The organism is Bacillus sp. FSL K6-1033 (genome assembly GCF_038630765.1).
GTDB lineage: Bacteria > Bacillota > Bacilli > Bacillales > Bacillaceae > Bacillus > Bacillus altitudinis.
In genome coordinates this window covers 1,194,203-1,213,067 of sequence record NZ_CP152041.1, presented here as the reverse complement: position 1 = coordinate 1,213,067, position 18,865 = coordinate 1,194,203, and the positions used below count along the sequence as shown (strand labels likewise).

Annotated in this window: 20 protein-coding genes; 11 read left to right on the top strand and 9 right to left on the bottom strand. The window is 39.2% G+C overall.

Annotation, left to right across the window (positions count from 1 at the left end; all coding sequences use genetic code 11):
* Positions 1–44: 44 nt before the first annotated feature.
* On the bottom strand, positions 45–1,799 hold the full coding sequence (gene ggt, locus MHH31_RS06110) for a gamma-glutamyltransferase (RefSeq protein WP_342495377.1): 1,755 nt from the start codon (positions 1,797–1,799) through the stop codon (positions 45–47).
* Positions 1,800–2,026: 227 nt separating this feature from the next.
* On the opposite strand from ggt, the gene MHH31_RS06105 reads away from it, so the two are divergent.
* The 6 genes from MHH31_RS06105 (at position 2,027) to MHH31_RS06080 (ending at position 5,615) form a co-directional block, all read left to right on the top strand.
* A complete protein-coding gene (locus tag MHH31_RS06105; RefSeq protein WP_073414248.1) occupies positions 2,027–2,485 on the top strand; it encodes an ASCH domain-containing protein in 459 nt (152 codons plus the stop codon).
* A gap of 206 nt (positions 2,486–2,691) precedes the next feature.
* Positions 2,692–3,309, top strand: a complete 618-nt coding sequence (locus tag MHH31_RS06100; protein WP_017359157.1) for a DUF47 domain-containing protein — start codon at positions 2,692–2,694, stop codon at positions 3,307–3,309.
* Between the two features lie 15 nt (positions 3,310–3,324).
* A complete protein-coding gene (locus MHH31_RS06095) occupies positions 3,325–4,323 on the top strand; it encodes an inorganic phosphate transporter (RefSeq protein WP_017359158.1) in 999 nt (332 codons plus the stop codon).
* Between the two features lie 145 nt (positions 4,324–4,468).
* Complete coding sequence (locus MHH31_RS06090; RefSeq protein WP_017359599.1) at positions 4,469–5,239, top strand: type II toxin-antitoxin system SpoIISA family toxin; 771 nt, start codon at positions 4,469–4,471, stop codon at positions 5,237–5,239.
* A complete protein-coding gene (locus MHH31_RS06085; RefSeq protein ID WP_008346289.1) occupies positions 5,208–5,384 on the top strand; it encodes a type II toxin-antitoxin system SpoIISB family antitoxin in 177 nt (58 codons plus the stop codon). Before MHH31_RS06090 ends, MHH31_RS06085 begins: the two co-directional genes overlap by 32 nt.
* Before the next feature lie 99 nt (positions 5,385–5,483).
* Positions 5,484–5,615, top strand: coding sequence for a hypothetical protein (locus tag MHH31_RS06080; protein WP_255290884.1), 132 nt, complete (start codon positions 5,484–5,486; stop codon positions 5,613–5,615).
* On the opposite strand, the gene MHH31_RS06075 is transcribed toward MHH31_RS06080, so the two are convergent.
* Positions 5,604–6,503, bottom strand: a complete 900-nt coding sequence (locus MHH31_RS06075; RefSeq protein ID WP_017359601.1) for an N-acetylmuramoyl-L-alanine amidase — start codon at positions 6,501–6,503, stop codon at positions 5,604–5,606. The genes MHH31_RS06080 and MHH31_RS06075 overlap by 12 nt on opposite strands.
* Positions 6,504–6,814: 311 nt before the next feature.
* On the opposite strand from MHH31_RS06075, the gene MHH31_RS06070 reads away from it, so the two are divergent.
* Positions 6,815–7,399 (top strand): ImmA/IrrE family metallo-endopeptidase, encoded by a 585-nt coding sequence (locus MHH31_RS06070; protein WP_041507425.1) that lies wholly within the window; start codon positions 6,815–6,817, stop codon positions 7,397–7,399.
* Here MHH31_RS06070 and MHH31_RS06065 read toward each other — a convergent pair.
* Positions 7,390–8,013 carry a poly-gamma-glutamate hydrolase family protein gene (locus MHH31_RS06065; protein WP_024719586.1) on the bottom strand — a complete coding sequence of 208 codons (624 nt, stop codon included), beginning with the start codon at positions 8,011–8,013 and terminating at the stop codon, positions 7,390–7,392. The genes MHH31_RS06070 and MHH31_RS06065 overlap by 10 nt on opposite strands.
* Positions 8,014–8,257: 244 nt before the next feature.
* On the opposite strand from MHH31_RS06065, the gene MHH31_RS06060 reads away from it, so the two are divergent.
* Positions 8,258–8,629 carry a DUF5412 domain-containing protein gene (locus MHH31_RS06060; RefSeq protein ID WP_017359605.1) on the top strand — a complete coding sequence of 124 codons (372 nt, stop codon included), beginning with the start codon at positions 8,258–8,260 and terminating at the stop codon, positions 8,627–8,629.
* Positions 8,630–8,668: 39 nt separating this feature from the next.
* On the opposite strand, the gene MHH31_RS06055 is transcribed toward MHH31_RS06060, so the two are convergent.
* Positions 8,669–9,493 (bottom strand): methyl-accepting chemotaxis protein, encoded by an 825-nt coding sequence (locus tag MHH31_RS06055; RefSeq protein WP_019743472.1) that lies wholly within the window; start codon positions 9,491–9,493, stop codon positions 8,669–8,671.
* A 221-nt stretch (positions 9,494–9,714) separates the two neighbouring features.
* Between MHH31_RS06055 and MHH31_RS06050 the strand changes: the two genes are divergently transcribed.
* A complete protein-coding gene (locus MHH31_RS06050; RefSeq protein ID WP_342495376.1) occupies positions 9,715–11,184 on the top strand; it encodes an FAD-dependent monooxygenase in 1,470 nt (489 codons plus the stop codon).
* Between the two features lie 27 nt (positions 11,185–11,211).
* On the opposite strand, the gene hag (MHH31_RS06045) is transcribed toward MHH31_RS06050, so the two are convergent.
* From hag (MHH31_RS06045) to MHH31_RS06030, 4 genes are all read right to left on the bottom strand, one after another.
* Positions 11,212–12,033 carry a flagellin Hag gene (gene hag / locus MHH31_RS06045; protein WP_024719584.1) on the bottom strand — a complete coding sequence of 274 codons (822 nt, stop codon included), beginning with the start codon at positions 12,031–12,033 and terminating at the stop codon, positions 11,212–11,214.
* A 294-nt stretch (positions 12,034–12,327) separates the two neighbouring features.
* Positions 12,328–13,230 (bottom strand): flagellin Hag, encoded by a 903-nt coding sequence (gene hag / locus MHH31_RS06040; protein ID WP_058337454.1) that lies wholly within the window; start codon positions 13,228–13,230, stop codon positions 12,328–12,330.
* A gap of 225 nt (positions 13,231–13,455) precedes the next feature.
* Positions 13,456–14,985, bottom strand: coding sequence for a kelch repeat-containing protein (locus MHH31_RS06035; protein ID WP_058337455.1), 1,530 nt, complete (start codon positions 14,983–14,985; stop codon positions 13,456–13,458).
* A gap of 145 nt (positions 14,986–15,130) precedes the next feature.
* The gene (locus MHH31_RS06030) at positions 15,131–15,745 is read right to left on the bottom strand and encodes a TetR/AcrR family transcriptional regulator (protein WP_058337456.1); all 615 of its coding nucleotides are present in this window, start codon (positions 15,743–15,745) and stop codon (positions 15,131–15,133) included.
* A gap of 211 nt (positions 15,746–15,956) precedes the next feature.
* Here MHH31_RS06030 and MHH31_RS06025 point away from each other — a divergent pair, with 211 nt between their 5' ends.
* Positions 15,957–17,069 carry an NAD(P)-dependent alcohol dehydrogenase gene (locus MHH31_RS06025; RefSeq protein ID WP_058337457.1) on the top strand — a complete coding sequence of 371 codons (1,113 nt, stop codon included), beginning with the start codon at positions 15,957–15,959 and terminating at the stop codon, positions 17,067–17,069.
* A 78-nt stretch (positions 17,070–17,147) separates the two neighbouring features.
* On the opposite strand, the gene alr is transcribed toward MHH31_RS06025, so the two are convergent.
* The gene (alr, locus tag MHH31_RS06020) at positions 17,148–18,329 is read right to left on the bottom strand and encodes an alanine racemase (RefSeq protein WP_058337458.1); all 1,182 of its coding nucleotides are present in this window, start codon (positions 18,327–18,329) and stop codon (positions 17,148–17,150) included.
* A 251-nt stretch (positions 18,330–18,580) separates the two neighbouring features.
* Between alr and MHH31_RS06015 the strand changes: the two genes are divergently transcribed.
* Positions 18,581–18,844 (top strand): hypothetical protein, encoded by a 264-nt coding sequence (locus tag MHH31_RS06015; RefSeq protein ID WP_024720168.1) that lies wholly within the window; start codon positions 18,581–18,583, stop codon positions 18,842–18,844.
* Positions 18,845–18,865: the final 21 nt, after the last annotated feature.

The window sequence follows — 18,865 nt, the reverse complement described above, 5'->3', positions numbered from 1 at the left end:
AAAGAAACGCCTTCTTGATGAGGCGCTTCTTTTCCCGGGAAATGCTATTGATCTGCAGCTACCTTTAGATTGACACCAACAGCAGTTCCATTTCTCGTTGAATCAGCTACTCCAGTGAATGTCCCTGCTTTTCGATCAATCAGTAAAGCTTGCACATTCCCTATATCAATAGGGGAACTGCCAAACTGGTGACCCATATCATTTAACTTTGTTCTTACATCTAGAGGGACACCTACTTCATAACGATACGAAGTTAAGCTGTTTGTATAGATTCTTGGCTCTTCTACCGCATCCTGTAGCTCCATGTCATATTCAAGTAAATTGAGAATCGTCTGTGAAACAGAAGCAATGATCGTCGTTCCACCAGGAGACCCAACAGTCATGACAGGCTCTCCATCTTTAAAAATGATCGTCGGAGTCATACTTGATAACGGACGTTTATTGGGCTGGACTTCATTTGCCCCGCCAGGTCTTGCATCAAAATCAGTCAGTTCATTATTTAAGAAAAATCCATACTCTGGAACAAGTATCCCTGTACCAAATAATTGTTCAATGGTAGTTGTAAATGACACAACATTTCCCCACTGATCTGCAACAGTAAAATGGGTCGTCTCACCAATGGTTTTATCTTCTGGCTGAGGAACAATTGGAGATGGATTTTTCTCATCCTCATATGCCCAAGGATCTCCTTCTTTCGGGCTGCGATTCATTTGATCTAATTGAATGAGAGAGGCTCTTTCTGAAATGTAATCATCGTCTAATAGTCCTTTTAGTGGAACATCTACGAATTCGGGGTCGCCGGCATAAGCGGCTCTGTCAGCATAGGAGAGGTGCATTGTTTCAGCAAGCAGCTGATATTTTTCGAATGATTTGGGGTCATACTGAGACAGGTTAAAATGGTCAAGTATTTTGAGAATTTGTAGCATAAACACCCCGCCTGAGCTTGGTGGAGGCATGCTTGCAAGCTGATATCCTTTATAGTCTCCCCAGATTGGCTTGTCAGTCTTGACTTCATAACGTTTGATATCTTTTGAAGTCATCGTCCCGCCAAAATCTTGAACTGTATTTGCAAGTGCCTTTGCTACTTTTCCTTCATAAAACGCTTTGCTTCCTTTTTTCGCAATGAGTTTAAATGTTTTTGCAAGACCTGGCTGGACAAGCAGATCTCCTTCTTCGAGCGGCTGATCATTTGGAAGAAAAATTGGCGCTGCAGCCGTTTTTTTCAATTTTCCTTGGTGATCATCAATCGCTTTTGCCAAGACAGAATCAATTTCAAAACCATCTTCTGCAAGTTGAATGGAGGGCTCAATCAATTCCTTCATAGAACGAGTACCCCACTTATCTAATGCAGCTTCAAGACCTCTTACAGTCCCTGGAACACCTACCGCATTTCCATGTGTAGATCGCTCAGCAAACGGAATTACTTTTCCATCATCTGTTAAAAACATGTCAGGTGTTGCGCCCTGTGGTGCTCGCTCTCTGCTATTGATGATGGATGTTTCCTTTGTCTTTCCATCATAAACCATCATAAATCCGCCGCCGCCAATTCCAGACATCATTGGCTCTGTTACGTTAAGTGCGTACTGAATGGCAACAGCAGCATCCACTGCGTTTCCACCTTTTTTCAATACGTCAGCACCAATCTCCGATGCAAGCGGATGTGCAGTAGCCACCATACCATCTTTGCCAACAGCTACTTTATTCCCATGAGTTTCGTTTGCAGTGACTTGGCTGACCGGCAGGAAAAACGAGAAAACAAACAGACATATGGACAAAACAGTTAGAGAAATGCGTTTCATGAACAACACCCCTTCCATATTCTTACTTTGACCTTACCGACTTCTTGACCAGAATACAATAGATTATTCTAAAATTTCAAAATTTTTCATTCTATCATCCTATATCTGCCAAACAAAACACATGTTTTCAAAACATATGACATGCACATCTCGTAGTAATAAAGACATACGTTTTCCAAGTTTGAAACTTCACGATATAATAAACTCATAACAAAGGGGGAAAAAGAATGAACCACAAAAGCACTTTATTTTGGGAATCTTATTGGGAAGAAAAATCAGAAAAAACTCCTGATCACGCCTCTGTTTCTGCTTGGGCATTTGGTGCAAATCCAGATCACTTGCTTGACCTTGTACAACAAGGAAAAAAAACAGCCACTTGTTCTGGATACCTTTTTTACGAAAAAGAACAAGAGCCTCTTCCAAAACCCGGTCAATATGCGGTCATTTTGGATAGCCAGGAGGAACCAAAAGCCATCATAGAGATCACGCAAGTAGATATCATGCCAATGAATGAGGTTCCTGAATCATTTGCAAAAGCAGAAGGTGAAGGCGATCTTTCATATGACTATTGGTACAAAGAACATGAAGAATTTTTCACAGAAGCCCTTAAGCCGTACGGATTAACATTTAAGGAAGATATGCTCCTTGTTTGTGAGCGATTTAAGCTTGTTTATTCAGCTTCTTAACTTTTAAGCGGTGCCAAAAATGGTCCGCTTTTTTGCTTTCTTTTCCCCTTTCTGAAAAAGGTGAGTTGAGATCACATCTTTAGGTCAGAATAAGATCAAATAGAAAAAGTGAAGAAATTTTCGACTACACCTGTTTTTTTTCGACAAAAGAATATATAATTATTTGATGTGTGCATTGTCTCATTTATACAATGGAGGGTTTTTACATGTTAAAAAGGAAAAAAGACAAGTTTTCCGTCTTGTTAACGGAAATTGCTAAAAATTTAGATGAAACTGCTGAGTATTTTGTTAGCTATAAAGTAACAAATCAAACCACTCTGAAAGAATTTTCTGACACATTGAAGGAATATGAGACAAAAGGTGATAATCATGTTCATACCATGATTAAAGAGCTGAACAAAGCCTTTATTACACCGATTGAACGTGAAGACATACTTCAATTGACGAATAGCCTCGACGATGTTTTAGACGGCATTGAGCATTTTTCAGCAACATTAGAAATTTATTCAATTACAAGCTCTGATGAACATATCGACAAATTCAGTCACTACATCAGAGAATGTGCGAAAGAAATTTTAACGACTATTGAATTACTGGCTGATAATCGCTTGAAAGATATTCATCCGCACGCAATCAAAATTAAAGAGATTGAGCATAATTGTGACAATCTTCACCGCAAATCACTAAAGAACTTGTTTGGAAAAGAAACAGATCCAATTAAGGTCATTCAATACAAAGAAATTTACGAAACACTTGAAGAAATCGCTGATTCCTGTCAAAGTGTTGCCAACAATCTAGAAACAATCATTATGAAGAATGCGTAACGGGGTTAGTTAAACATGGATACATTACTCATCCTTACCATACTTATTGTCATTTGTGCACTTGCTTTTGATTTCATTAACGGATTCCACGATACAGCAAATGCCATTGCTACTTCTGTTTCAACAAAGGCGTTAAAGCCTAGACATGCTATTATTATGGCAGCGTTTATGAACTTCTTAGGAGCAATGACATTTACAGGTGTGGCAAAATCCATTACAAAAGACATCGCAGATCCTTTTACACTTCAAAACGGATCTGTCGTCATTTTGGCTGCTTTAATTGCAGCCATTACTTGGAACTTGCTTACTTGGTATTACGGGATTCCGAGTAGTTCTTCACACGCACTGATCGGGTCAATTGCAGGAGCTGTTATTGCCTCTGCTGGTTTTGGCGCTTTAAACTATTCGGGATTCATTAAAATCATTCAAGCACTATTGCTTTCACCTATCCTGGCTTTTGTTTTGGGATATATCGTGTATACCATTATCAAAATTATATTCCGAAACAACAATCTCGCAAAAACAAATAAACAATTCCGACGTGTTCAAATTTTAACGGCTGCACTGCAATCGTATACCCACGGAACAAACGATGCGCAAAAAGCGATGGGAATTATTACGATGGCTTTAATTGCAGGTAATTTGCATACAACAGACGACATTCCTTTCTGGGTACAATTCTCTTGTGCGCTTGCAATGGGACTAGGTACGTCTATTGGCGGCTGGAAGATTATTAAAACAGTCGGTGGTAAAATCATGAAGATTCGTCCAGTAAACGGAGTATCTGCAGACTTAACGGGTGCAGCTATTATCTTCGGTGCAACATTTATTCACTTACCGGTTAGTACCACTCACGTGATCTCATCTTCTATTCTAGGTGTAGGATCTGCACATAGAGTAAAAGGAGTCAACTGGGGTACGGCAAAACGTATGCTTGTCACTTGGGTGATCACATTACCGATTTCAGGAACTCTAGGGGCACTTATATACTTTGTGTTAAATGCGATTCTTTAATTTAAAAGACCTGTCTAACAGGTCTTTTTTATTTGTTTGCATCCTCAAATGGTCTTTTTCTGCAAGCCATTTTTTCATGAAGCAGGGTTTCCAAACATATCCATAGAAATAAATAAGTATCCATCTGTCTATGGGAGAGAAGAACATGCTATTATTTTTTCAATTGACTGTTTGGTTATTGCTAGGTGCTCTTGCTGTATATGTATTTGCGGTATGGCGCTTTGAACAAAAAGTAAAAGAAAAGATGTTTGCGATTCGTAAAACGTGGTATTGGATTTATGTAGCGGGTGCTGTTGTGTACTGGACAAATGACCCTGCTTCAATTTTCACCGATTGGATGCACTACCTGATTATTGCTGTTTTTTTCGCATTAACTGATGCCTTTATTTTCCTCAGCTCCTATATAAAAAAACTCGGAAATCATGAACTTGAAACCGACACCCATCAACTCCTAGAACAAAATAACGACCTGCTTCATTCTTACCTCAATAAACTAAAAACGTACCAATACCTATTGAAAAATGAACCGATCCATGTATATTATGGAAGTATAGAAGCTTATATAGAGGGAATTGAACGACTGATCTATTCTTTTGCAGAAAAAATGAATATTCAAGCAGTTCTTTGTCCTTATGATACGCAGGAGCAAAAAGATGACTTGCTGCGGACACTTGATCAGAGAGCGCTCATTCAAGCAAAGCTTGACAGGCAGGAAGTGTATTACGATGATTTCGGCAAATTGGTTCTCATCCCGTTTTCAGTAGCGGATGCACACTTTGTGATTAAGCTGACCTCTGAGGAAATTGTCACTGAATTCGACTATTTATTAATGACTTCACTTACAACGATTTATGACCTAATCTTGCCTGACGAAGAGGAAGGTGATGAAGATGGAACACGCACTTCAAGGGGATAATAACAATCGCAAGAAAAACCCATTTAAGATTTTAAAGAAAAAGCGCCATATTAGTATGGCTGATTACAAAGTAAGTCCCCATACGGAGCGTATTTTCAAAAAGAATGAACAGCTCCTAGATGAGTATAAAAATAAAAAAGCTTGATTACACTAAAGGACGCGGAACTTCATCCGCGTCCTACTTCCGTTTTCACATCTACTTGCATACAATAAAACCAACTGCTGCAACGATTGAGGTGCCAATATGAAAAAGAAACTTAAACAATTGAGGTATGTTCAGTTTGCTGAATTTAAGCCATCCCCTTATGTCTGCCGATTACATGAAAAAAGTGAAGCCGTCATTCAAGCGGCCAAAAAGAAAGACTCACTGATTTAATAGTTGAAGCAACTTCACTTTTGTTTTAGGACCGTATACTCCATCACTTGTTAGACCATTCATCAGTTGAAATCGCGCGACGGCATTGGCTGTTTTTTCCCCATAAACGCCATCAATGCCCTTATCTACAGCTGTTTTGTCAGGATAAAAATACACAGCAGCCAGCGCTTTTTGGACGAGACGTACATGCTCCCCCTTTGTCAGAGGTGATGTCACCTTTAACACCCCATCTGGCAGTTCATAACTGAGCTTTTCTTCTGCATGATAAATCTTGAGAACTTGTCCAACTCGAATCATGTTCGGGTCACTAATCTGATTCCATGTCTGTAAATCACTCACTGTGACACCATGGGCTTTGGCAATACTCGTTAGCGTATCCCCGCTTTTCACCACATATGTGATAACCGTTTCCGGATCACCTGCAGTCTCAATTCCTCTTTTAAATTCATCCCATGTAGCTAGCAGCAGACGTGGACATGTTTTTCCTGACCAATGCTGATGCGTCACCACATTTGCTAATGGAATGCCATGTTCTTTTAAAAGCTTTTGAATAAGCCACTGGGCATGTTTGACAGCTTGTTGAAAGTTTCCATCCTCATTTTCACAAATTTCAATGCCAATCGATTTTCGGTTGCCATCTCCATGTCCATCCCCAGCATGCCATCCATTTTCATTTAAAGGGAGATGCTGAAAAATTTCCTTGTCATCCACTGTAAAGTGCCAGCTTACCTCTGTTGTTGAGCGTTTGACATATGCTGCGTGACTTTTTGCGTCAGCTCCCTTAGATGTATTGGCTGTGTTATGCACAGTTACATAAAGCGGCGTCATAGCATATCCTGGCCGATTTCCGTTTCCAACTGGAATAAAATCTTGATAAATTTGTACCATGTTTTGCACTCCTTTTTGTTAAATTGATGTTTGATCTTGCTCATCAATCGGTGGCAAACGTAAGACAAATTTGTTTGTTTTCGTCATAAGACTATGGTAAAATTTGAATTCAATCGCCGTTTTATCTTTGTAAAATATAAAAAAATAGAATAAAAAACAGGAAAAACTTCCAATTTTCTTTGATTTTATGTTAAAATTGTTAAAAACAAGCCGATATAAAAAGTAAGCGATAGCTTTATTAGCCATTTAGTCCTATATGGACTTTTCTTTTACGGCAAAAATAGAACATACGTTTGTATGGAGGTTTTGACATGACTTATTTTTTAACCCATTTAGAAGAAGATATTAAACGGTTATACACTCAACTGCAAATAAGCGGTCCTGCCTATGTAGACATGCATAGGATCGCCGCTGAATTTCATGTATGGGTACACTACGAGGATACTGGCAGCATGATGATCAAACATCAAGGTCTTTACAGTATTATTTTAAACAGAGCCTTATCGTCAGAAGAACAGTGGCAAGATTTCGCCCACGAGCTTTGTCATGTGCTGAAGCATACAGGCAACCACTTTAACATGCACAAGCTCTTTCGAGAACTGCAAGAGTTTCAAGCAAAACAATTCATGTATCACTTTTGTGTTCCGACTTTTATGCTGCTGCAAATGACGCTCCCAAACCTTAGGCAGCAAGCCATTTTGCATATTGCTCAAACATTTCATGTCACTCGGGATTTTGCTGAAAAACGGCTTGCTCTATTTGAACAGCGAAGAGCCGGCATTCAATTTCAAAAAGAATTCACTTCTTATTTAATGAGAGCAGGCAAGGTCGCAGAAAATGAAGCTGCGTATCAAACAAAAGCGTCTGCACACGTGACGTCAGAAGTTTATTCATAAAGGCTTAACACTTGTTTCAGTACATTTGTGTATTGATAAAATTGTTCGGTTTGTGTATCACGCCTACGGCTCCGCCTAAAGTCTTGAAAGAAAGCTCTTCTCTGAGCTTGGCTAATTTCAATTTGAACACTTTTTCCTGTGAGGCATTGATTATTAATATTTTGAGGATGTGTTCCAGCAAATTGATCCGATTCAGATAAAAGTAAGGCATGGAAGCCATTTTGTGTGAGATACTTCACTGTTTCAGCAGCTTTTTCCCTGTCGGTACCGCCAACTAAAGTTTGTAGGACGTCTGTTTCTCCATAGCCGTGGAGTGCAAACGTATAATGATGTGTATGCACTTGAGAAAGACAAATCGGCTCATCAAAACGTGTGCTCGTAATATGAAGAACATGATTGCCTTTCACTTTAAGGCCCTCGAATAAATACATAGAATAATCGGTTGCTACTTCATGGACCAGCTCGCTCACGCCAGATTCAATCCCTCCCGCATGAGGTGACAGGACGAGAAGCTGATCCCCTTTCCGCTGATGAAGAATCTGATAGTCGATCCCTTTTCTTTCATGAGCGGAAAGCTCTTCATAATTTTGATACGTATCTATGATTTGATTCATTCCATCTGCCCCATTTCTCTATATGAGCATAAGTCTACTGATCGCAAATTCTTTTGTAAAGTGTTTTCGAATAACCAGTGTGATCTGAATGCATCCTTAAATTTTCCTTATCTTTACGGGCTAACTGTTGAATGTTGAGAAAAAATGACCGATAATTGAAATGAATAGAACTTTTGGACTATATGAATCTTTTTGTAATCTCTCTCATATATTAGAATATTGCGATCTACACCTGGAGGAATTCATGTTTAAAAAGAAAACCACCATCATCCTTGCCATCTTATGTCTTAGCTTCGCCGGAATTATTTACTGGAAATGCTTCTCTCTTCAAGGCGTGTCTCACGGAACATTCATCCGCTCGATATCATCACCTGATGGAACCTATACCATTAACACATATCGACATAGCGGAGGAAAACTAAAAGAGAATGCGGTCAGAGCAGAAATTGAAAACAAACTCACCCATCACAAAAAAACAATCTACTGGAAGTACCCTGATAAAGATCCTCTGATCAAATGGGAAAATGCACAGCTCGTTCAAATTGGACATGAGTTTTTAAATGTGGTCAAAGGTGAAACATACGATTATCGCTTTGATCAGAAAAATAGAAAATAACGAGCCAGCAAAAAAACGAACCCTTTTTGGATTCGTTTTTTACGTTGACATCACCTTTTGCATAAATTCTTTCATTTCTTTGCTAACCGTCGTCAACCTGTCTACAATTTCACTAAACTCCGTCACTAATAAAGCTTGTTCTGAAGATGACCCTTTCATATGGCCCATACTCTCAAGTAATGTATGTATATTAGAGGAAATCCCTTGCAATGAGCTTTCTATGTTTTCTGTTGCACGTGAGGTTTCGCTTGATAGCTTTTGAACCTCGCTCGCTACCACACTAAAACCCGCTCCCTCTTTTCCTGCCCTGGCCGCTTCAATTGAAGCATTCAACCCTAGCAAACTCGTTTGCTTAGAGATACCTTTGATCATTTTTGTAATATCTGAAGTTTTTTTCGAGCTTTCAAGTGTTTGCTGTGTTTGGAATGTCATTTCCTCACTTGTCGCAGAGAGCTCTTCTGAATGAGCCGCCACCACATGTACTTTTTCTTGAATACTTTGAATGATGTCGTTCAATGACTCCATATACGCCTCAAGCTCTATTTGATTTTTAAGTGGAAAACCTAAAGCGATTGCACCAATGACTTGTTGATTTTCATCGAAAATCGGCAATCCCATTGCATTTAAAGGCGTCCCATACACCGATTCAGGTACAAATGTACTTGATGTTTCACCTCTAAGCGCATTTTTCATATTCTGATCATCTGGTTTAATGGGATCTCCTGTCCGTATTTGAAAATCCACATCTTTTGATGGCAAATACAGCAAGAATTTTTCTCGATCAATGACCCCCATCGTCACTTCATCTTTTAAAATCTTCATCATATAAGGTGCTGCTGTTACAATACTCTGTAGTATATCCATTCTCTCTACCCCCTTAATGTATTTATCGGTCATTCCTCTTAAATTTGATTATTATTTTTTAAAAATAATGATCAAGATTGAAGTTTTTTTCATATTTACGAGTAAAAAGTATGCCAATTCCTTTCTATATTCAAAAAAACGAGAATTTGCTATACTTATAAAATCAACATATGATGAAATGGTCATGTAACCATTTTATATATTCACTGGAGGCGCATGTTGTGACACAACCCATGAAGTATGAGCGGGCGATCGTCATCGGAGGCGGAATAACGGGAATGCTCGCTGCAAAGGTTTTATCAAGTTTTTACCTTGAAGTATTGATTATTGAAAAGGACGAATTGCCCGACGCTCCTGAGAATCGTCTTGGCACGCCTCAAGCCTTTCATCCACATAGAATGCTGCCACTAGGCAAACAAATAGTGGAACGTCTATTTCCTGGTTATACAAAAGAATTACTCGAAATGGGCGGGTACAACACATGGCATCAGACATCTCGATTTATGACAAAAGATGGCGAGTTAATACTCACCGATACTGAAGAAACAGCTGTCACACGACGTGCCATGCTAGAGTGGGTGCTGATGCAAAGAATGTTACGTGAGGAACGTGTTCAATTTTTAGAAAAACATGAAGCGATCGCTCTTCTTTTTGAAGAAGAAACGACTAAAGTGAGTGGATTACAGGTCAAAGATCGGAGGATAAAGCCTGGAATCATCAACAAAATGAGTGCGGACATAGTCATTGATACGTCTGGAAGAATGTCTAAATTGCCAAAATGGCTGAAAAGCGCAGGGCGAACCTTGCCGCAGACAGATGAGCTGATCGTGTCTCTTGGCTATAGCACAAGATACTACCAAATACCACCTGAGGCACCGAATCTGGAACCAATGGTCATCGTTGGACAGCCAAATAAGAAAATTCCAACAGGACTGTTTGAACGAGTAGATCATGATTTAGTAGCGGTTCTTCTCTCAGCAGCTGGCGGTTCTCATTATCCAACAACAGACGCTGATCAGTTTGATGCAGAGACCGCTAGGCTGACCAATCCCTCGATAGCAGAAGCCATCACTCATTTAATTCCCTATACGAAACCAAAAGGATTTAGAGTTCCGGCTTGTGTCAGAAACCACTATGAACAAATGGAAGATTGGCCAAGCGGCTTATTGGTCATGGGTGATGCCTTATCCACATTAGATCCAATACATGGTCAGGGAATGACAAAGGCAGCTCTTGAGGCACAGACACTTGAGCGTATGCTCAAACAAGCACAAGAAGATGGGCTTATTTCTTTTGAACGGCATACCTTACAACAAATGCAGCACGCCAATGAGCTTGGCTGGTGGCTTTGTGCAATTGCGGATATGGCTTGGGAAGGCGTCGAATTAAAAGGAACCCCCATTCCCCATCTGACATTTGTACAAGAATTTTTCAATTATTATGTACAATATGCCGTTCAAACAAAACAACCTAAATGCCTTGAGGCGTATCATCGTATGCATTCATTCTTAATAGAACCGAGAAAAATCATCAACCTAGAGCAGCTGCAAGACATGATTCAAGCTGACTCCACTGGTGAGGTCCGCAACTGGTGGCATAGGTGGAATCAAAAAAATGATGAATTAAATCGAGCTTTCTTCTATGAAGCTGTTCCAGATTTTCAATTACATCTGTTGCTAAAATCAACATAAAAAAAGCCCCTCAAAGGGGGCTTTTAATTAACGTAATAATTGAAGTACGTTTTGTGGCTGTTGGTTCGCTTGTGCAAGCATTGCTTGAGAAGCTTGAGAAAGAATGTTGTTCTTTGTGAACTCACTCATTTCTTTCGCCATATCAACGTCACGAATACGAGACTCAGCAGCTGTTAAGTTTTCAGCAGAAGCGCTAAGGTTGTTGATTGTGTGCTCTAGACGGTTTTGGACTGCACCAAGTGATGAACGTTGTTTAGATACAGCGCCGATTGCCGCATCGATTTTTTCAATTTCAGTATCGAAATTGAAGCCATCAACACTTACATCAATATCTTTAACTGTTAATGTTTCTGCATCCATTTTACCAATTTCAACAATAATATGTTGTTCCTTGTTCGCACCAATTTGGAATTGGAATCCGTCTGTAACATCTCCATTTAAAAGGTTCTTTCCGTTAAATGCTGTGCGGCTTGAGATACCATCAATCTCTTCAACAAGTGCTTTAATCTCATCTTGAATCGCCGTTAAATCCTCAGTCTGCTGTGTACCTACGTTACCCGCTTGAACTGTCAATTCACGCATACGTTGAAGAATCGCATGTGTTTCAGTTAATGCACCTTCAGCTGTTTGAATAAGAGAAATACCATCTTGTGCGTTTTTAGATGCCATTTCTAACCCCCGGATTTGTCCACGCATTTTTTCAGAGATCGCAAGACCTGCTGCGTCATCTCCTGCACGGTTGATACGAAGACCAGAAGAAAGCTTCTCCATGTTCTTTTGCCCTGCTCCATTATTTGCAGACAAACGGTTCAGTGTGTTAAGTGCTGCGATATTGTGGTTAATTCTCATATTAAATGACCTCCATGTGTTTGAACCAATTAGACATCCATGTCCAAAAGTTCTAAATTAGAATTTTTTTGTAAGCCTTACAATCCATTTATCGAACTTTAATGGAATATGTTTAACAAAAAAGGAATAAATAAGGAAAAAGTCTTATTCATTATGATCGTTTCGCTAGAGTATGACAAATTTAAAGGTCATTTTTCATGATTTATCAGAGGGATTTAAGAATCATAAGTAAGGAGGAGGAGAAAAAACGAAGAAAAAAGAGCATAAAAAAAAGCCCCCTCAAGGGGCTTTTCATTAACGTAGTAATTGAAGTACGTTTTGTGGCTGTTGGTTCGCTTGTGCAAGCATTGCTTGAGAAGCTTGAGAAAGAATGTTGTTCTTCGTGAACTCACTCATTTCTTTCGCCATGTCAACGTCACGGATACGAGACTCAGCAGCTGTTAAGTTTTCACCAGAAGCACCAAGGTTGTTGATTGTGTGCTCTAGACGGTTTTGAACTGCACCAAGTTTAGAACGTTGATCTGAAACTTGTTTAATAGCGCCATCAACGATGTCTAATTGTTGATCAAATGTAAGAGTTGGTGTAGCAGCAGTAAATTGTGTTACATCAAGGTCAGATACAGCTTGACCAGTTACAAGTGCGCCAGATGCATCAGTAGCACCTAGAGCATCAGAAGACATTGCTTCGATGTTAACATCTAATTTTTGTGCTTTGTTTGCACCAATTTGGAAAGTCAGAGTAGCTGTACCGTCAGCGAAATCGCCATTCAACAATTTTTTACCGTTAAATTCTGTACGGTCAGAGATACCATTCTTGTTAGATCCGTTACCAATTTCTTGGACAAGGTTATTAATTTCTTCTTGAATTGCACCAAGATCTGTATCATCTTGTGTACCAGTGTTTCCAGCTTGAACAACAAGCTCACGTACACGTTGAAGGATTGAGTGAGTTTCAGTCAATGCACCTTCTGCGATTTGGATAAGAGAGATACCGTCTTGTGCGTTTTTAGAAGCCATTTCTAATCCGCGGATTTGTCCACGCATTTTTTCAGAGATTGCAAGACCTGCTGCGTCATCTCCTGCACGGTTGATTTTAAGACCAGAAGAAAGTTTCTCCATGTTCTTTTGGCTCGCACCGTTGTTTGCAGACAAACGGTTTAATGTGTTAAGTGCTGCGATATTGTGGTTAATTCTCATTTCCTATTACCTCCATGTATGTGGGACCTGACAGACGTCCTTGTCTGAAAAAAGTCCTTTATTCTAGGGCTTATCAACCCTGACAATTCTATTATCGGACGTGGTTATGGGATGTTTAGCAGATTTTTAAAAAAATATCTTGTTTTTTTATGATGTTCATCCTATTTTTAACAATAATACAAAATATAAAAAGCTGCTAATCTATTATCAGCAGCTTTCATTTTATCAATATTGCTTGATATCAAACATTAAGATATTTTGGTACACCACGTAATCTTTCTTACTTGTGAAAGGTCCTTTATTGTGTTCATCATTGATCTCATAAAAGTTCATCCCAATTCCAAAGCTTCTTTCTTTGTACCAGTTAAGAAAATTGTTGATTTCTTTCATTGAGAGCAGATAATCCTTTTGCAGTCCGTTTATCATAGTAATTGAAAGTATACCTTTTGTTGATTCTTCCCCTGGCTTTGTTCCATCCTGATCTTTCGGTTCTTCGGTTGACCCATCACCAGGTTTTGTTCCGTCCTGATCTTTTGGCTCTTCGGTTGACCCATCACCAGGTTTTGTTCCGTCCTGATCTTTTGGCTCTTCTGTTGTGCCATCACCTGGATTTGTCCCATCCTGATCTTTCGGTTCTTCTGTTGTGCCATCACCTGGATTTGTCCCATCCTGATCTTTCGGCTCTTCGGTTGTACCATCATCTGGTTTTGTTTCCTCCTGATCCGTTGACACTTTTTGCAGATCTTTTAATGGAATAGAGATAACAGATTTAAAATTGTTTTTGACAGAATGACTACCAATTGATTCAGCATAGTCTCTTCCACCAATAACATATAATTGATCATCAGCAATAACTGCCACAGATCCAACTCTACCTTCAGGGATTTCATATAAAGAATCTTTAACTTGACTAGTTTTTGGATCAAATATTTGAACTTGTTTTAATAATTTGCTAGATCTATCTCCAATTTGCTGTCCACCAATGATAAATAGTTTATGATTATATGTCGCAAATGCAGCTTCATAGGCAAAAGAATTTAATTGAACATCCTTTAAGCGTTGCCACTTCCCTTGCGACCTATCATATTCTAAAATGTCTTTATCTTTCCCTCGGCTAACATTAGCCTCACCACCAGCAATATATATTTTCCCATTTATTTCTGAAATACTTCTACCTTGGTGATTCACTAATAGGGAACTATCTAAAGATTCCCACTCTCCACTTACCGTATCATAGGAATAAAAATTTTCTTTATAGGATGATAAAGAGGATACGATATAAATCTTTTCTCCAACTGTAACAGCTCGTAAGGCACCTGTTGTATAGGATGTATATATAAATTTATCAGGCATCTTAATCGGTTCTTCTGTCCATTGGTCAAGTTCTGTATCATAAACATCCATAGTTCTATGAACTGTTTTAGTCGTTTCATAGAGACCGCCAATGACATAGATTTTTTTATCTACTGTCGCATAAGCAGCACCTGTTCTTGACCTAGGCATCGCTGATTTTTCTGTCCACGAATCAGTTTTAGGATCATACATATATGTTGAATCATTGAACTTAGACTGCTGGCTAGCTCCACCGAATACATATATTTTTCCGTCAACTACACCTACACTTGCTCCGATACGCTCTTCCGGTAAGTCCGCTCGCTTCGTCCAACCATTTGTCTCAGCTGCATGAGCTTTTAACGGATGAATTGTGACCATCATAAAAATGGTCAAAAGCACTAAAAATAATCCTTTTTTCATCGTTTCTTTCCTCCATCTCTTAAATTCCCCTCCTTTTATCGACATATTTGTAATAAAATTTAATTTTTACCGTTGTGCCTGTCATAAATTTAGGACGCTCTTATTTCTATTAATATCTTTCTACATATATCACTTTTATATGACATTACCTTTTCATAATCGCTTCTTCATTTTTCAACTGAATCATGAGTGAGGATTGAATATATAATAAATTGATAATACGTCGTGCCATTTCTGAGGGAGATGCATTGTAGTCATTTCTGATCCATTCAATGATAAAACCAAAAATGCCGTATGAACGATACTGGACAAAATAACTGTCGTTGATTTCTGCATACTGATCACTCACAAACGACATTCTATTTTGGAAAATATATTGTATTTTCTTAAGCAATTTTTCTTGTATGTGGGGAATTCGGTCTTCCATCACTAATAAATCATAATAGTCGCGATTTTCAACGATATATTGAAATACATCGGTGCCATCTGGTTTCATGCGAGTTAAATCCAACAGTGGATTTTCACGAGTCGGCTTACAAAATTCATATTCGAAATCTACCATTTCTCGATGAATAACATCTGCTGCTAATTCATCTTTACTTTCATAATGCACATAAAACGTCGTCCGATTATAGTTTGCCTTTTCCACAATATCCTTCACTTTTACATGCGAATATCCTTTTTCTTTTACTAGTATTTTGAATGTTTGACGAAGTGTTTCTTTTGTTCGCTCAACACGGCGATCCTCTTTTTTGATCATGGGCCCCTCCTTTAGACACTTTTTAAAAAATGTTGATTAGAGATACATAAATTCATTTGTGTTGAAAACCTATACAAAAAAGATTTTTTGCTGATTGAAACGGAAAATCTTTCGTCCTACAATCAACTTAGTCATAAAGAAATGAATTTTTGTGACATTTGATCTAACTTCTTCAGAATATCATACTATACAAAAAGTGAGGGCACATGATATGGAAATTCAAGCGATGGTCACAACAAATGAAAAAGATTTCGAGAAACAAACACTATTACTAGATGATCCAAAAGCAGATGAAGTGCTTGTCAAAATCGTTGCATCTGGCGTTTGTCATACGGATGCCACTGTATTAGATGGCACGCTCCCTGTCCCACGTCCTGCTTTATTAGGACATGAAGGCTCTGGCATAGTCGTGAAAGCAGGTTCTAATGTCACAACCGTTCAAGAAGGAGACCACGTTGTACTAGGTTTCGCTTATTGCGGTCATTGCCATAATTGTCTTGACGGGAACGCTGGTGGATGTGAAAACATGATTCCACTGAATTTTTCTGGTCGCAATAAACATAATGAAACGCCTATCCATACACATGATCATCAAGATGTATCACAATTTTTTGGTCAATCGTCATTTGGTACATATGCAACGGTTGATGAGAAAAATGTGGTGAAAGTAGACAAAGAAACTGATTTACGTTATTTAGGACCATTCGGCTGCGGCTTAATGACTGGGAGCGGTACTGTCTTAAATTCACTTGCTCCAGCTCCAGGTACAAGCATTGTTGTGTTCGGTACAGGCGCTGTTGGTTTAAGTGGGTTAATGGCAGCAAAAATTGCAGGCTGTGATCCGATTATTGCCGTTGATATCCATGATAGCCGCCTTGAGCTAGCAAAAGAATTAGGTGCAACACATGTCATCAACAGTAAACATGAGAATCCAGCTGAAAAAGTAAAGGAAATCACAGAAGGAAAAGGAGCACATTACTCATTTGAAACAACTGGAGTACCAGAAGTCACACTAGCTGCCCTTCACTGCCTGCGTGTCAAAGGAACTTGTGCAACAGTAGCAGTAGGAAAACGCGATTTAACGTTTAATGTCACAAATGATCTCATGCTCAATGCGCTCACGCTAAAAGGTGTGATAGAAGGAGATGCCGTTCCTCAACTATTCATTCCTAAACTAGTCAAGTTTTTTAAAAATGGACAATTCCCAGTTGAGAAACTAGCAAAATTCTACGAATTAGAAGAGATTGAACAAGCTTTTGAAGATTCTAAAAATGGATCTACGATTAAACCAATTCTTATTTTAGATAAAGAGTATCGAGCTTAAGCCGAAATAAGACATGAAACTCAAAATCCCCCTTTCCATATAAAGGGGGATTTTTGGACTTTCATGCTGTCCTTACCTTCACACATACATCACCGGCGTCGATATTTTAATTATCTTCCCGCCTCGACGATAAAACCTTGGAACACGGCGGCTTATTGTTGCAATGACTTCATAGTTAATCGTATTGAGCATTTCAGCAATTTCATCAACAGAAATTTCTCCGCCCTTTTGACGGCCATAAATGACGACTTCCTCGCCTTGCTTTGCTTTCATCTCTCCTAAGCTGATCATCGTCATATCCATTGTGACTCGGCCCGCAATCGGCATTCTTTCTCCGCGGAAAAGCATAAACCCTCGATTGGATAAAGCACGCGAGTACCCATCTGCATAGCCAATCGGTATGGTCGCAATGACTTCGTCAGGCTTTGCCACATAGGTTGCCCCATAGCTGACCGTTCTTGGCTTTGTCACCATTTTCTTCACGAACGCAATCCTTGCTTTTAAACTGAGAGCGGGCTCTAGCTGAACAGCGTCTAAGCTTTTAATGTATTGCGAGGGATACAATCCATAAAGTCCGATACCAAGCCGGATCATATCGGCGCTAAATTCAGGAAACGCAATCGAAGCAGCTGTATTGTTCATATGTACGGTCGGCAGTTTGATCCCTTCTTCTTTCAAAAACCGAAGAAAATCAATGAAGATGCTGTGCTGCAGCAACGTGAAATCAGGTTCAGGCTCATCCGCAGTGGAGAAATGCGTAAATATTCCATCCCACCTCAGGTTTTCACTCTTTTCAAGCGCCTTCACCACCGCTAACAGCTCTTCCTTTGTCCGTACACCTAATCGCCCCATCCCCGTGTCAACATTGACATGAATCCCAAGCCGGCGCTGGCTTTCTTCTTCCGCTAAGATCTCATTTGCTTGAGCAATCCAGTCTTCTCGAAGGCCGGAGAGATCAATTCTCCAGGCTGCGGCCCTTTTCACACAATCGAGCGGTGTAAATCCAAGAACCAAAATCGGCGCTTCAATTTTTGCTCTTCGCAGCACAATGCCTTCCTCTAAGCTAGCAACTGCGAGCTCCGTCACACCGCTTTCCAGTGCCTGCCGTGCTACCTCCACTGAACCGTGTCCATAAGCATTCGCCTTCACGACAGCCATGATCTTACTTTTTCTTGGAATATGCGCTTGAATCGCTTCGATATTTCTTTTTATCGCATCAAGATTGACTTCTATCCAGACTTCCCTGCAAAGCTTTTGCATGTATTTCTCCTCCTAATCAATTTAATCATCCCTTTATCCATGTTCGCTTTTATGCGTAGTCTATCTTTATTCATTTTTAGGAAAAAACATTCAATCACGCCAAAAACAAATAATTCCTAAATATGTATATTTTTTGAATTTTTATTTATTTAGACATTTTTTGACATTTTTCTCCTACTAGACGTGCTATTCTTATAAGCATCTGTTAAACATTGGTTTAATAGAAAAATAAGGAAAAGGGAGATGTTTTAATGTTTAAGGGAAAAATGAAAAAAATAGTGGGAGCTACTCTCTTCACTGGTGCTTTAATGTTCTCTGCAATTCCTGCTGATGCCGCTTCGAATTTAATCCCTATTAGGGACAAGTATGATGGCTATCAATATCAATGGAATGGCTACAATAGCAGTGGAGTAGCAACCGTTACCGTTTTCTTTAGAGATTCGAATGGTAAGTCTTACTCTAATACTTATGAATGTGTCACTGTTATAAGCGGCACTTGTTATGTTTACGAATAATGTAAAAATGCAAAAAAATCT

Bases quoted from the DNA above. Each gene is read 5' to 3' on its own strand.
- ggt (WP_342495377.1), bottom strand. From the start codon at position 1,799: ATGAAACGCATTTCTCTAACTGTTTTGTCCATATGTCTGTTTGTTTTC.
- MHH31_RS06105 (WP_073414248.1), top strand. From the start codon at position 2,027: ATGAACCACAAAAGCACTTTATTTTGGGAATCTTATTGGGAAGAAAAA.
- MHH31_RS06100 (WP_017359157.1), top strand. From the start codon at position 2,692: ATGTTAAAAAGGAAAAAAGACAAGTTTTCCGTCTTGTTAACGGAAATT.
- MHH31_RS06095 (WP_017359158.1), top strand. From the start codon at position 3,325: ATGGATACATTACTCATCCTTACCATACTTATTGTCATTTGTGCACTT.
- MHH31_RS06090 (WP_017359599.1), top strand. From the start codon at position 4,469: ATGCTATTATTTTTTCAATTGACTGTTTGGTTATTGCTAGGTGCTCTT.
- MHH31_RS06085 (WP_008346289.1), top strand. From the start codon at position 5,208: ATGAAGATGGAACACGCACTTCAAGGGGATAATAACAATCGCAAGAAA.
- MHH31_RS06080 (WP_255290884.1), top strand. From the start codon at position 5,484: ATGAAAAAGAAACTTAAACAATTGAGGTATGTTCAGTTTGCTGAATTT.
- MHH31_RS06075 (WP_017359601.1), bottom strand. From the start codon at position 6,503: ATGGTACAAATTTATCAAGATTTTATTCCAGTTGGAAACGGAAATCGG.
- MHH31_RS06070 (WP_041507425.1), top strand. From the start codon at position 6,815: ATGACTTATTTTTTAACCCATTTAGAAGAAGATATTAAACGGTTATAC.
- MHH31_RS06065 (WP_024719586.1), bottom strand. From the start codon at position 8,013: ATGAATCAAATCATAGATACGTATCAAAATTATGAAGAGCTTTCCGCT.
- MHH31_RS06060 (WP_017359605.1), top strand. From the start codon at position 8,258: ATGTTTAAAAAGAAAACCACCATCATCCTTGCCATCTTATGTCTTAGC.
- MHH31_RS06055 (WP_019743472.1), bottom strand. From the start codon at position 9,493: ATGGATATACTACAGAGTATTGTAACAGCAGCACCTTATATGATGAAG.
- hag (WP_024719584.1), bottom strand. From the start codon at position 12,033: ATGAGAATTAACCACAATATCGCAGCACTTAACACACTGAACCGTTTG.
- hag (WP_058337454.1), bottom strand. From the start codon at position 13,230: ATGAGAATTAACCACAATATCGCAGCACTTAACACATTAAACCGTTTG.
- MHH31_RS06035 (WP_058337455.1), bottom strand. From the start codon at position 14,985: ATGAAAAAAGGATTATTTTTAGTGCTTTTGACCATTTTTATGATGGTC.
- MHH31_RS06030 (WP_058337456.1), bottom strand. From the start codon at position 15,745: ATGATCAAAAAAGAGGATCGCCGTGTTGAGCGAACAAAAGAAACACTT.
- MHH31_RS06025 (WP_058337457.1), top strand. From the start codon at position 15,957: ATGGAAATTCAAGCGATGGTCACAACAAATGAAAAAGATTTCGAGAAA.
- alr (WP_058337458.1), bottom strand. From the start codon at position 18,329: ATGCAAAAGCTTTGCAGGGAAGTCTGGATAGAAGTCAATCTTGATGCG.
- MHH31_RS06015 (WP_024720168.1), top strand. From the start codon at position 18,581: ATGTTTAAGGGAAAAATGAAAAAAATAGTGGGAGCTACTCTCTTCACT.